Here is a 13,027-nt window from a genome sequence, read left to right on the forward strand (position 1 = left end):
TTTTTTCTGTGTATAAATCTGAATTCATCAGACTTAATCTATATGTATATTACCATACATGTTGTTTAACGGTCTATGGTTTCCAAAGTTGGTTGTTGGTCATTCTTGATGACTCCTTCGTAATAGATGCTCTTGTTTGTATATAACTTAAAGGAAGGAATCTCAAGCAAAAATTGCGCGGCAACTAGTAAAATAAAATGAACTACGGCAAGCTGAATCAATATTCGTTCAAATCGTTTCATAAGTACGTCACCTTCTTTTCGGGAGTATTTTTCCCAAAAAGAAAAACTTTATGCACTTCTATAGACCCACGCTCTCTTTTTTCTTCTTAAGCAGTTGCTGTTCGAAGCAGAATCGGATAATATGCTGACGATCTCTTTGTGTGATCTTCTCAAATTGAAGGGACGCTTTCTGCCGTCCGCCTGCTCCTCCATCGAATACTCTTAACACTGTGCATTTTAGGTCCAGATACAGTTTTTCTCCAGATTGCATAGGAAAAACGACTAAACAGTTCAACCGATCCTCACTCCTGACGGCATGCTCGACTGGAAGAGAAAGCAGCATTCCTCCTGCACTTAGATCAAGAATAACAGAGTTAAATGGTGGATATGCATCATCTTGGTTAACAACAGACGTGTCTATCATCGTTTCAACTCTTACAAATTCTCTTCGCTGAATCTTATGGATCTCTTCTTCTTTTGGAGAAGTGATCATCAAGACGGGAATATTTTCAATCTTTCTACCTAAAAGCTCTGTTCGAAATGTGTAAACGTTTCTCTCTTTATCTACAAAAGAGGCTTTAAACTGTGTTCCATCAAAAAAATATTCCGTGCGATTTGTTTTCTCGTTACTCGGATAATCAATGTAGAGATGATCCTCTTTTACATCGAACACTTTACAGCGATATTTATCTTTTTTGTCCGAAAACAACGGCTCTAAATATAACGGTTCACCCACTGTAATCATCAAACTTCCCCCATACATTGCATTCTTATCTTTCTACCTTATTATGACAGTTTCAAAATAAAAGAAAAAGCAAAATTTCAAGTTGCGAAATTTTGCTTTTAAAAAAATTTGATCAATCTGAAATAGTAGTAAGTAGTTGATTTCCACTCCAGGCTGCTCGCTTTCCGGGGGGCGTGCGGTGAGCCTCCTCGGCGCTCCGCACCCTTAGGAGTCTCACCTGTCCCGCTGATCCCCCAGGAGTCTCGCACCTTCCGTTCCAATCAACTTGTCAATGAAGCAATTAATCCAAACCTTTTTTCACGATAACCATAATTCCCTTTTAAATATCGTTGTAAGATGGCTCTGCTTCTTTAAGCTTTCTTACTTCTTCTTCGTTTCCGTTCTCTGCGTTAATGAAGACGCGGAATGTATCATTACCTAGAATTCCTAGGAATTCGTAGCAATACACTTCTTCGTTAATATCGTTTCGAATCAATGCCTTGCTTGTTTCTTTTACTTGGAACTTAGGGTTAAGATTTGTTCTTGCTTCTTGTTCAGAGATCTTAAACGTAGGCGTTCTATCGTCTACATGTGCTAGAAGGAAGTCTGTACCTTCATACCCCATGATGTCTCCATTATCTAATGCTACTTTTACAGACACGGTCTCAGGATAGATCCTTACACCATCGTCGAGTCGAGCATAAGTGAACACCCCGATGTTATCGTATTGGTCACTCGTTACCATCTCCATTTGACTTTCCATATGCTTTTTCAAGAAGTCATCAGCTTGAAGCATCGCTTCATTCAGTGAGATTTTTGCCTTCCCAACATTACGATCGTAAAGGACGTAAAGTGGATATCCACCCTTTTTCGTTAGGTCCATATATGTTGTGCCTTTTGTATCTGGGTTATATAACGTTAGTGAGTATGCGTCGTACTTTGCATCTTTTCCAGTGCTTTCTACTGTAATCTTCACGTTTTTCTTTAGTTGGAAGAAATCGATCGCAATCTTTTTGGCTTCTTCTTTTGTGATCTTTTTACCTTTTAACTGACTAAGATCACGGTCTTTCATTTTTTCCATGTTGGATACTTCAGTTCCGAAATCTACGTCTGAGTAGCCTTCTACTGATTTATCAACAGTCTTAAATCCATCAATAATCGTGTTGTCTTCTGGCTGTTTATTCGTAGCTAGTGCCATCTCGACATCCATCCAACGCAAGTTGTTCTTTTGCGCGAGTGATTCTGTTTTTCTTAATTCGTTTTGGATTTCAGTTGAGTTTGCATACAATTCTTTTAATGTATTATATTCTTTATCACTAAGCGGATTCTTGTCTAGATCACGAACTGCTGCTCGATAACTGAATTCGCCCATCTTTGTTAAAAACTCTTCTGTTTTATTAAAAGGTAATAGCGCTAAAGGCAGTTGACCTACATCATTATGAGCCTCTGATGTTAGTCTCCAGACTTGAGCCAATGCTGGAGATAGCTGATTACGTGTATTCATAGCGATTGTTTCGCCAATCTTGTCATGAAGAGAATCCATATGGAAGTTCAAGTCATGAAAAGCGCGTTGATAGTTGTTTTCTGCTTGAAGAAGTACAGCATTCTTTTCTTGATGTTCACTGTAGCCCCAATAGCCTGTTCCTGCTACTGCCACGAACAACAGTACAATTAGGATCGTGCGTATCATATCAGTTCACCCCTTTATTAGTTACAGAAAATGTGCTTTCCGATTTTTTTGATTTGAGGACGAGTCCATATCCAGCCTGATGTAGCTGTATCAGGGTTAAAATAATATTCAGCTTCTCCTGTTGGATCCCAGCCGTTCAATGCATCCATGACCGCTTTTTTCGCTTGTGCATTAGGCGTTAGATAGATCTGGCCATCCGCAACTGCTGTGAATGCTCCTGGTTCGAAGATTACACCAGAAACGGTGTTTGGAAATGAAGCACTATTTACTCGGTTGATAATAACTGCTGCTACTGCGACTTGACCGATGTAAGGTTCACCACGGGCTTCACCATAAACAGCGTTAGCCATCAAATTCACATCGTTCTGAGAATAGCCATTAGGAATATTTTTTGCCGGTTTAACTTGAGCAGGCTTTGCTTTAGGTTTCCCTGCTCCTTTTGCAGTTCCAGCTTTTGGTGTGCCACTTTTTGCAGTGCCGCCTTTAGCCGCTCCACTCTTTGCACTTTTCTTTTCACCGCCGTAATAAGAAAACTTCTTGCCGGTGTCAATCTGTCTATTTACCCAAGCTTTATCGTATTTAGAAGCTTTTGCTAACTTGTTCTTTGTCGTACCACCTGCTAATCCATCGATCGGTAGACCGAACTCATATTGGAAGTTTCGTAATGCCCAATACGTTCTCCATCCAAAAACGCCATCGATGTTCCCCGTGTAAAAACCTAGATATTGAAGCCTCGACTGAAGTTCAACTACATCTTCACCCGTTGCTCCCACTTGAACGACTTGGTTTGAAAATGCATGTGCATTATTCTGACCAAATCCAGCTAATAGCCCAAAACAAAGGGCAATTGCAAAAAATGCTCCCTTTATGTAAGCTGAATTTCTTTTCATGAGAAAGTAAGCCTCCTGTAATTTAATCTCCATTTTCGTGTTATACAGATATCATTTGTAATCTGTTTTTTTTTATTCAGCTTTCAAAGACTCATGGTTCACAATAAAGAAAACTTGGCTGACGCCAAGCTCTTCAGGTCTGCCTTAGTTGCGCTTATACTATCTACCTTAACTTGTTGCCACGTCGAATGACATCGTGCTAACAAGTTATACTTTCTGATAGTGAAATAAAAGAAGACCGGTTATATTCCGGTCTTCGCATCTGGATTTGTGTATGGAGTTATAGCCGTATTGGCGATTCTTACTTTCCTAAGAGCGAACCACCATAAGAAAATCATAAATGGGAACATATAGAAGAAAATATATTTTGTGCTGGATACTAATAAGAAGTTGAACGTACCGTGTAAAACAACCGGTAAAAGGAGTGACAGAGTAAGGTAGATCTTCTTCCTTCTTCCTGTTGAAAACTTCCCTTTCCCTAAATAAAAGCCCATGATCACTCCGAACAAAGCATGACCACTTACAGGCAGAAGCGCTCGGACCAACGCTTCTTCAATCCCAAACGTGTAAAGATAAAAGATGTTTTCTAAGGATGCAAATCCTAATGATAGCGCTGTTGCATACACGATACCATCATATGGCTCGTTGAACTCTTCGTGAAGGTAAGCTCCATAGAACACTAAGAACCATTTGAAGAACTCTTCTAATGTACCACTAACAAAAAACGCCTCAACAAAGGAAGGTACGTTCATCTCTTCGTTGATTCCAAACTGAATAACCATGATTGGAAAGACGAGAAGAACGCCAAATATATATACTTTGACCACCAATGATAATGGTTCGGTCTCATATTTATCTTTTAGATAAAAAAAGGATAATAGAGCAATAGCCGGAGCCACCGCTGCAGAAATTACAGCTAGCATGTCCTGCCTCTTTTCTACTGTTTTTTTATATCGTAACATGATATTTTAAGAAGTGGAATAGCGAACACAAAGAATAAGGAGGGCGTTAATCTTGAAAAAGATATTATTGATTCATACTGGCGGCACGATCGCTATGGAAGAGAACAAATCCACAGGCGGCGTTAATACGAAGGAAACACACCCACTAGAGGCGACCCTCAGAGAACTGTCTGATCTAGCAGAAATAACGGTTAAAAATTATGTGAATCTGCCATCTCCTCATATTACTCCTTCCCATATGCTGGAGTTAGCACAATTTATTACTACACAAACAAATTCTGATCAATTCGATGGAATCGTCATCACTCACGGAACAGACACGCTCGAAGAAACGGCTTATGTATTAGATCTCGTACTTCAAACATCAATCCCAGTAATTGTTACGGGTGCAATGCGATCAAGTAACGAACATGGTTCAGATGGACCATACAACCTGATCTCATCTGTACGAGTTGCCTGTGAAGATCAATCTTTAGGCAAAGGAACACTTGTTGTATTTAACGACGAGATCCACGCTGCAAAAAATGTTACGAAGACTCACACGAGCAACATCGCGACATTCCAGAGTCCTCAATATGGACCGATCGGAATCGTAACAAAACGAGGAGTTCTGTTCCATCACACACCGATTCGATCAGACTTCTTTCATGTGAAGAACTTTTCTAAGAACGTCGTTTTACTTAAAGCATATGCAGGCATGGACGGTAATTTGATCCAAGCGGCAACAAATTCAGCAGATGGCGTTGTCATCGAAGCATTAGGTCAAGGGAACTTGCCTCCTGCAACAGTTCCTGCCATAAAAGAACTCATTTCAAATGGAATACCTGTTGTACTCGTATCAAGATGTTTTAACGGAATCGCTCAAGACATCTACTCATATGAAGGTGGAGGAAAGCACTTAAAAGAAATTGGCGCGATCTTCTCAAACGGACTAAACGGACAAAAAGCACGATTAAAACTGATGATCGCTTTAGAAAATACGAGTGAACCACATCAGTTGCAACGACTTTTTCTTCAATAATGGATATTTTCATCAATTGATCAAATGATTGACCATGAATAACTCAGACTTAGTTAGTAGACATGGGAATCGGATATGTGATTCACGAAAAAAACCGATAACTTAAAAAGGTTATCGGTTTTTTTCTCTTTTTTCTATCGTTTCACCTATCACTTCCCCGTGAAACCTTCCATTTTCGATAAAAATCTCATTTGCATTGTTACCTGCAGCAATTACACCTGCGATAAATAGACCTTCCACATTTGTTTCCATCGTTTCTTCAGAAAAAGAAGGACGTCCAGTTTCTGTATCGATGTCTACACCCATCTTTGATAGAAACGAATGATCAGGGTGATAGCCGATCATGGCAAACACGGCATGAAACGGATGATACGTTTTAGATCCACTCTCTCCTTCAGTAACATACATGCCGTCTTGTGTTATTTTATTTACACAAACATCGAATTTCATCTTGATGCTGCCTGCTTTCACACATGCTTCAAATTCTGGGAGTACCCATGGTTTGATGCTCGGTGAATAAGTACTTCCTCTGTAAAAGACGTGAGGACGAGCACCTGCTTTTTGCAGTTCTAACGCTGCGTCAATTGCAGAGTTTTTCCCACCGATCACTGCCACATCGAGGTCATAATATGGATGACCTTCTTTAAAATAATGATGAACATGAGGCAGGTCTTCTCCTTCGATGTTCAATCGATTTGGGTTATCATAATACCCTGTTGCGATGATGACATATTTGGCATCGTAACTCATCGTTTCATCTTTACGATTGGTTGTTTCAATTTTGAACGTTCCATCAGATTGTTTGGTCACAGATTTTGCTTTTTCAAATGTTCGAACTTGAAGGTTATTTCTTTTAACTACTTCACGATAGTACGTTAGCGCATGAATTCTTTTAGGTTTTCGTTGTTCATGGACGAAAGGAAAGTTGCCGATCTCAAGTTTTTCACTCGAGCTAAAAAATGTTTGATGCGTTGGATATTGATAGATGGTGTTAACTACGTTTCCTTTTTCAATCACACAGTAAGAAATTCCTTTTTTCTGTAGTGCAAGAGCTGCAGCTAATCCGCATGGCCCTCCACCAATAATACAAACGTCTATATTCACTTTTTTCACCACTCCAAAAGACACTGTTATTCATTTTCTTAGCATGCCAAAAAAAATCTCCTATCATCATATGATAGGAGATTTGGTATGAGTTTGCAAAAATTTAAATCCAGCCTCTGAAGCGTGATGCTTCAGCCATCTTACGAACACCAACCATATAAGCGGCTAGTCTCATGTTTACTTTTCTGTTCATCGCCGTTGTATAAACAGTCTCAAACGATTTTACCATTACTCGTTCAAGCTTCTCTTCTACTTCTTCTTCTGTCCAGTAATAACCTTGGTTGTTCTGTACCCACTCAAAGTAAGATACAGTTACTCCACCAGCACTTGCCAATACGTCAGGTACTAAAAGAATTCCTCTTTCAGATAAGATTCTAGTCGCTTCAAGTGTAGTTGGTCCGTTCGCTGCTTCAACAACGATCGAAGCTTTGATCTGGTTAGCATTCTTCTCAGTAATCTGGTTTTCAATCGCTGCAGGTACTAAAATATCACAATCAAGCTCTAACAGTTCTTGATTTGTTATCGTATCTTTGAAAAGCTTTGTTACGGTTCCAAAGCTATCACGGCGTTCAAGCAGATAATCGATGTCCAATCCTTCTGGATCGTATAGTCCACCATATGCATCCGAGATCGCGATTACTCTTGCACCAGCATCGTGCATGAATTTAGCAAGGAAGCTTCCCGCGTTACCGAAACCTTGTACGACTACACGAGCACCTTCAAGCTGGATACCCTTTTTCACTGCTGCTTCACGGATACAGATCGTAACACCTTTAGCAGTTGCTGTTTCACGGCCATGAGATCCACCTAGTACAAGTGGTTTCCCTGTAATAAATCCAGGAGAATCAAACTCTCTGATTCTGCTGTACTCATCCATCATCCAAGCCATGATCTGCGAATTTGTAAATACGTCTGGAGCTGGAATATCTTTCGTCGGTCCTACTAACTGACTGATCGCTCTTACATAACCACGGCTTAATCTTTCTAGTTCTCTGAATGACATTGTACGCGGATCACAAATGATTCCGCCTTTTCCTCCACCGTATGGCAGATCAACAATACCTGCTTTTAAGCTCATCCAGATTGATAGCGCTTTTACTTCTGTTTCTGATACATTCGGATGAAAACGAACGCCGCCCTTGGTTGGACCAACAGCATCATTATGCTGGGCACGATATCCTGTAAAAATCTTTGTACTTCCATCATCCATCTTGACCGGAATTCGAACGGTCAACATACGAATCGGTTCTTTTAATAACTCATAAACTTCGGAAGAGTATCCTAATTTATCGAGCGCATCCGCGATTACGGATTGCGTGGATTGGAGTACATTGTCATTTTCATGATGATTGTCGGATTTTTGGTCTGTGTTATTTTGGGCTGTCATTTGTTTACCTCCCATATTCGTCACCTCTAGAGTTTAGTCAAGCTTCATCGTCAGTATACACCTTTGTATAAGCAAAGAGAAGAGAAAATTAGTGATTTTCACCTAAAAAGTAAACGCTTTCTTAAGTCACGGACTGTTGAGAAAATAGCTAATTTTCTGCCAATATACCTATAGTGCTTGTCCACTGCTTTTATTATGTAATCCCCACCTCTTTAACAGAGGTGGAGACCACGTTAATTTTTCTTTATTACTTTTTTAAAGATAGCTCGATTAATTTTTCAATCATTGAAGGATAGTCCATTCCGATCTCTTTCGCTGCATCAGGGAACAGGCTAGTCGGTGTCATGCCTGGTAACGTGTTTACTTCCAAGATAACTGGTTCTGAACCGTCGTGTGGAACGATAAAATCAACTCGCGAATACACTTCACAGCCTAAAACTTCATGAGCACGGACTGCTTGTTCTTGTAATTTAGCCGTTGTACTCTCGTCAAGTCTTGCAGGAACATAGTGGATACTTCCACCTTCTGCGTACTTAGACTCATAGTCATAAAAAGCATTCTTAGGTTCGATCTCGACGACAGGAAGCGCTTTATAGTTGTTATGTTCCCCCATAACAGCTACAGTAACCTCTTTCCCGCTTACGAATTGTTCAACAAGAATCGTATCGTCATGAAGGAATGCTTCGGCGATTCCTTTTAATAGTTCATCATGATTTTGAGCGATAGTAAGACCGATAGTTGATCCTTCTCTATTCGGCTTTACTACAGCTGGAAAATCAAAAGAGAGTTCCAACTGGTTCTCATCATAAGACTTTCTGTAAAGAACTTTCTCTTTTGCGATATTGATGTTTGCGTCTTTAAAGAACTGTTTGGATTTAGCCTTATCCATAGCAATTCCTGATGCTAGAGCACCTGAACCTACGTAAGGAATTTCCATCATATCTAAAAGACCTTGTAACCTTCCATCTTCTCCATACTTTCCATGAAGACCTAAAAATACAACGTCAGCTTCAAGTTCTAACAAATCTTTAAGTCGAGAAGGATGAAAGTCAATTCCTGTTACTTCATGACCTTTGCTTTCAAGCGCAGAGATGATCTGCTTTCCTGTTGATAAGGATACTTCTCTCTCAGCAGAAACACCGCCATATAATACTGCTATTTTCATTTTAATGGTCACTCCTAGCCCAAAAGTTTATGTATATATTATATTCCCTGCCGTTATATCGGTTCAGTGGATGTAAAAAATATTAATAATCATAACACGTTTTGTCTCTAAAATCACAATGATATATACATGACATTTTTGTTTATGTTTAATCTATAAGCTGTTTGAGTTTTCAAGACTGTTTTAAGTTAAATTATAGCTATGCTAATGGTTATTTTCTGCTCCAGGTTGTTCGCTTTCCATGGGGCGATCGGTGAGCCCCTTGCCGCTATTCGCCATTAAGTGTCTCACCTGTCTAGTTGCAGTGGCTAGCCCTTCGAGGTCAAAAGTTTAACGGTCAAGAAGTTAAATAGACCATTCAACTTTTGCTGGTCGGGGCTGAACGAGCCACTTCCACATTTCAAAGTGATCGCTCGTCCCATAGGAGTCGACAACCTTGCGCTCCAATCAACTTGCATTGGAGGGGAACAAAAACCGAGTAGTCAACAGTATTTAAAAAAAGCTTTTCGCAAAAATAAATAAGGACGCAAAAATTTGCGCCCCTCTCTTTTGCAGTTACTTAAAATACCGATACAGTTCGCTTATTGCATCGGACTTCATTAATTCTTTTCCATACTCAATAACTCGATAGCTCGTAATCGTCGAGGAGCTTCCGAACTCAGCAAGAAGAGCAATGAACAGATCAAGGTCTACTGGCTGGACCTCATCTTCTTCAAACTTTAAATAGAAGTGATTATTAAACGAATACAGAGTACCACCTTTAATCTCTAAAGAATGTAGGCGTTTTGCAAGTAAAATAACGTCTTCAAAAGAAGAAAACTCATAGAAAATCTCATCGTTCTCATCTAACGTCACTTGCATCTCTATATAATCTTCATCATATTCTTCTTCAAGTTCATACTCGTTTATTCCTTTTGTAACAATTACGACCATACCTTGAGCTGGAAGTGAAAAAACTTCAACCGCAATAGGACCATCAGCTTTAAATCCTACTTCATCATCAGCTTCAGTCATCATGTCACGGAAGAGCTGATGTACTTTAGGAATATCCTGCCATATTTCTTCCTTAGAAATACCACGTTCATTCAGATCATCAAAAGTTAGGAAGATTTTTATTTTGTTATAGGTTAACCGTTCTACCCGCATCTCTGGTCCCCCTTACGATCGGCGCTATTATGTCTTAATATCAATATATGAGTTTGCAAAAAGTTGGTGATAAACATCCAACAAAATATAAAACCTAGGCTATTAATTTTTCAGCTTCTGAGCAATCCAGTCGTCCCATTCTAACTTCGTATTGCCAATTAAGAATGACTCGTACTTCTCTTGCGTTTCTGAAGAGATATGATTGATCGCTGCACCTCCAACACCAATTGCGGTATTCGGAAATTCTTTTTTCAGGCTGTTTGCCCACTCCAAGGTTTTATTAGAGTTCTCAGCGATCGTACACGAGAAAAATACCATCTTAGGTTCTACTTCTTTCATCACAACCTCAAAGTCTCGTTTTGGTATTCCATGTCCTAAGTATATAACTTCAAATCCTTTTCTTCTTAAGAACAGTGTAAACATCAGAAGCCCTAGTTCATGCTCCTCATCTAATCCGCACGCAGCAATAACCTTTGGTAAATATGGATCAGAAGGCAGCCATTGAATAAGTTGTCCAATCTTACTACGTAAAAAGGATGAAGTAAAATGTTCGTGCGCAACAGTAATTTTCTGTTCTTCCCAAAGGTGTCCTACGCGTACTAATAATGTACCCAAAATATCAATAATGACTTTTTCCAAATTATACATACTGAAAGCTTGGCTCAAAAGATCGTTTGCTTTCTTCTCCTGAAAGGATAAAAGAGCATCTAGAATCAAATTACCCATTTCGGCTGCACGATCTGTATTTTCAATTGAAAAAGGAGCTGCTTCTTTATAAAGTTCCCCATTTTGGGCAACATCAACCGCTTGACTGATCGTAAAACCTTGATTCACTTTATTCACTAGCCATTTTAGTATGTAAACTTGCTCGTCGGTGTAAAGTCGATGGCCAGCTTCATTTCTGTTTGGCTTTACGATTGAATAGCGTCTTTCCCAAGCTCTTAAAGTTCCTGCTTGAATGCCGAGCATCTTCGAAACCGCTTTAATGTTATATTTCCCTTCACTAGGCATCCGTTCTTCCTCCAATAAATAAGTTAAGAAGAGTATATCGAATAAAACGTTGTAATGTAAACTTTTTACCGCGTTAAGGTTATCAAATGTGTTTGACTAGGTGCCCCTAATCGTAAAGGTAGATGTGTTGCTCCATATCCGTTGCTCACTAATAAGGTATGTGTTAACTCTTCATACCAGCCGCCTCTTTTTGCTATTCCGAACGGTCCAACACGGATTTGTCCTCCATGCGTGTGCCCCGTTAAAACAAGCTGGACGTTATCTTCACCGTTAATTTGTTTTGAAATATCAGGATTATGACTAATTAATATCCTGCAAGAAGTTTGGCATTCTTTAAGTGCATCTTTCAGAGAGGCAAAACCCAGGGATGTATCATTTACTCCAACCAAGTCGATAACATCATGGTTTCTTTTAATGCAGACGTTAGTATTGTCTAAAATCTTTGCACCTTCATTTTCGATCGTGAAAGCTAACTGTTTCGTATCTACATCGTAATCATTGTTACCCCATACAAAGAAAACAGGTCCAATCGTTGAAAGGCGCTTGATATTATCTTCTACCTTCTTCATTGAAACTCCTTTTTCAACAAGGTCACCACCGATTACAACGAGATCAGCTTTTCCAGATTCTTTAATAATCTTTTCCGATATTTCCCGCTTATGAACATCAGAAATAAAAAAGATCTTAAAATTTTCAAATGACTTTGGCAGTTTTGCAATCTTGATGGAATCGTGAATGACACGATTTCGATGCGCTTCAATATACATATATAGTATTAGCGAAATACCAGCTAAAATGAATAAATATAAAAAGATCATTGTGTCCTCCTGATATGAATTTAAATGATCATATCATATTTTCTTTCGGCATCCTAAGTAGAATGGACCCTGTGTTAATTTTTTGAATATTTAAAAAGATTTGTTGAAAAAAATGTAAATTTCACGTATGATTAATTTACATGATTAACCAAAATAAGAGGAGAGGAAAAACATCATGACATTAACTAAATTGAAGAATAAATCTCTCGTGACAGATCCGGAGCTGTCTTATAGCATGCGACTCGGTCTTCCTATAGAAGTGTATTGCATGGAAAAACACGAAACGCTAGCATTTGGAAGAATCGATCATTTTTGTGAAATGACCGTTGTTATCCAAGGTCAGCACCACGATCGAGATTCTTGTTTATTTTTTGGCTGCCCCTGTCAGTAAATCTCATTATTTGTGAAGAATATTTATGTTATATTCATGTTTCATAAATTCAAAAACGACGTGCCTCTGGTTCCATTGTTCCTCATCACTCCACCATTCTTCGTTACGATCTATAAAATCTTTTCTGATCGCTTCAAAATCATCATCAGCTTTTTTGTACTTCTTTTTCATCCAGATCATATAAAAGCTCGCAAAAATAATAAAACCTGTACAGATCCATACCATTTCATCAGAGAATAACAACGTTAATGGATTTGAAAATCTAGAGGCTGTTGGAAGCTTATAGTAGTAAAGGTAGACGAAGGTTGCTAGTACAACAAAAATCATCGATAATCCCCATTGGTTGATGGCTTTTTTCCACTTGTCTTTTTCAGCTTTTTTATCAACAAGCTGTGCTAACACTATACTTGTCAATTCATTAACAAAGGGCTTTATCTTCCAGTGATTCAGTGCATTCATTCGCATAACCTCCTGTACACATAACTATGCCTATACAA

At 39.0% G+C, this 13,027-nt stretch carries 14 protein-coding genes; 2 read left to right on the plus strand and 12 right to left on the minus strand.

The genetic code is table 11. The annotated features are described in order from the left end of the window. Positions 1-65: 65 nt before the first annotated feature. The 5 genes from HU823_RS03820 to prsW form a co-directional block, all read right to left on the minus strand. Positions 66-242 (minus strand): DUF5359 family protein, encoded by a 177-nt coding sequence (locus tag HU823_RS03820; protein WP_171005421.1) that lies wholly within the window; start codon positions 240-242, stop codon positions 66-68. 58 nt (positions 243-300) lie between these two features. Further along, positions 301-966, minus strand: a complete 666-nt coding sequence (locus HU823_RS03825; RefSeq protein ID WP_186320488.1) for a flagellar brake protein — start codon at positions 964-966, stop codon at positions 301-303. 319 nt (positions 967-1,285) lie between these two features. Next, positions 1,286-2,635, minus strand: a complete 1,350-nt coding sequence (gene ypeB, locus HU823_RS03830) for a germination protein YpeB (protein WP_144699344.1) — start codon at positions 2,633-2,635, stop codon at positions 1,286-1,288. Positions 2,636-2,652: 17 nt separating this feature from the next. Continuing rightward, positions 2,653-3,525 carry a spore cortex-lytic enzyme gene (gene sleB, locus HU823_RS03835; protein WP_144699342.1) on the minus strand — a complete coding sequence of 291 codons (873 nt, stop codon included), beginning with the start codon at positions 3,523-3,525 and terminating at the stop codon, positions 2,653-2,655. A gap of 242 nt (positions 3,526-3,767) precedes the next feature. Next, the gene (gene prsW, locus HU823_RS03840; RefSeq protein ID WP_144699340.1) at positions 3,768-4,448 is read right to left on the minus strand and encodes a glutamic-type intramembrane protease PrsW; all 681 of its coding nucleotides are present in this window, start codon (positions 4,446-4,448) and stop codon (positions 3,768-3,770) included. Between the two features lie 91 nt (positions 4,449-4,539). Between prsW and HU823_RS03845 the strand changes: the two genes are divergently transcribed. Next, entirely contained in the window at positions 4,540-5,508 is a 969-nt protein-coding gene (locus HU823_RS03845; protein ID WP_197221220.1) for an asparaginase, read from the plus strand. A 111-nt stretch (positions 5,509-5,619) separates the two neighbouring features. Here HU823_RS03845 and HU823_RS03850 read toward each other — a convergent pair whose 3' ends face one another. The 6 genes from HU823_RS03850 to HU823_RS03875 form a co-directional block, all read right to left on the minus strand. Next, the gene (locus tag HU823_RS03850) at positions 5,620-6,621 is read right to left on the minus strand and encodes a YpdA family putative bacillithiol disulfide reductase (protein ID WP_370630019.1); all 1,002 of its coding nucleotides are present in this window, start codon (positions 6,619-6,621) and stop codon (positions 5,620-5,622) included. Positions 6,622-6,715: 94 nt separating this feature from the next. Next, positions 6,716-7,999 (minus strand): Glu/Leu/Phe/Val family dehydrogenase, encoded by a 1,284-nt coding sequence (locus tag HU823_RS03855; protein ID WP_197221222.1) that lies wholly within the window; start codon positions 7,997-7,999, stop codon positions 6,716-6,718. 247 nt (positions 8,000-8,246) lie between these two features. Then, positions 8,247-9,164, minus strand: a complete 918-nt coding sequence (locus HU823_RS03860; protein WP_144699334.1) for a D-alanine--D-alanine ligase family protein — start codon at positions 9,162-9,164, stop codon at positions 8,247-8,249. A 555-nt stretch (positions 9,165-9,719) separates the two neighbouring features. Then, entirely contained in the window at positions 9,720-10,310 is a 591-nt protein-coding gene (locus tag HU823_RS03865; protein WP_144699332.1) for a genetic competence negative regulator, read from the minus strand. A gap of 102 nt (positions 10,311-10,412) precedes the next feature. Then, a complete protein-coding gene (locus HU823_RS03870) occupies positions 10,413-11,321 on the minus strand; it encodes a MerR family transcriptional regulator (protein WP_144699330.1) in 909 nt (302 codons plus the stop codon). A 65-nt stretch (positions 11,322-11,386) separates the two neighbouring features. Beyond that, entirely contained in the window at positions 11,387-12,139 is a 753-nt protein-coding gene (locus HU823_RS03875) for a metallophosphoesterase (protein ID WP_144699328.1), read from the minus strand. A gap of 175 nt (positions 12,140-12,314) precedes the next feature. Here HU823_RS03875 and HU823_RS03880 point away from each other — a divergent pair, with 175 nt between their 5' ends. Beyond that, on the plus strand, positions 12,315-12,530 hold the full coding sequence (locus HU823_RS03880; RefSeq protein ID WP_144699326.1) for a hypothetical protein: 216 nt from the start codon (positions 12,315-12,317) through the stop codon (positions 12,528-12,530). Positions 12,531-12,536: 6 nt separating this feature from the next. On the opposite strand, the gene HU823_RS03885 is transcribed toward HU823_RS03880, so the two are convergent. Next, complete coding sequence (locus HU823_RS03885; RefSeq protein WP_197221223.1) at positions 12,537-12,989, minus strand: DUF2663 family protein; 453 nt, start codon at positions 12,987-12,989, stop codon at positions 12,537-12,539. Between the last annotated feature and the right edge of the window lie 38 nt (positions 12,990-13,027).

The sequence above is a fragment of the Fictibacillus sp. 18YEL24 genome, from assembly GCF_015903855.1.
Taxonomy (GTDB): domain Bacteria; phylum Bacillota; class Bacilli; order Bacillales; family Fictibacillaceae; genus Fictibacillus; species Fictibacillus phosphorivorans_C.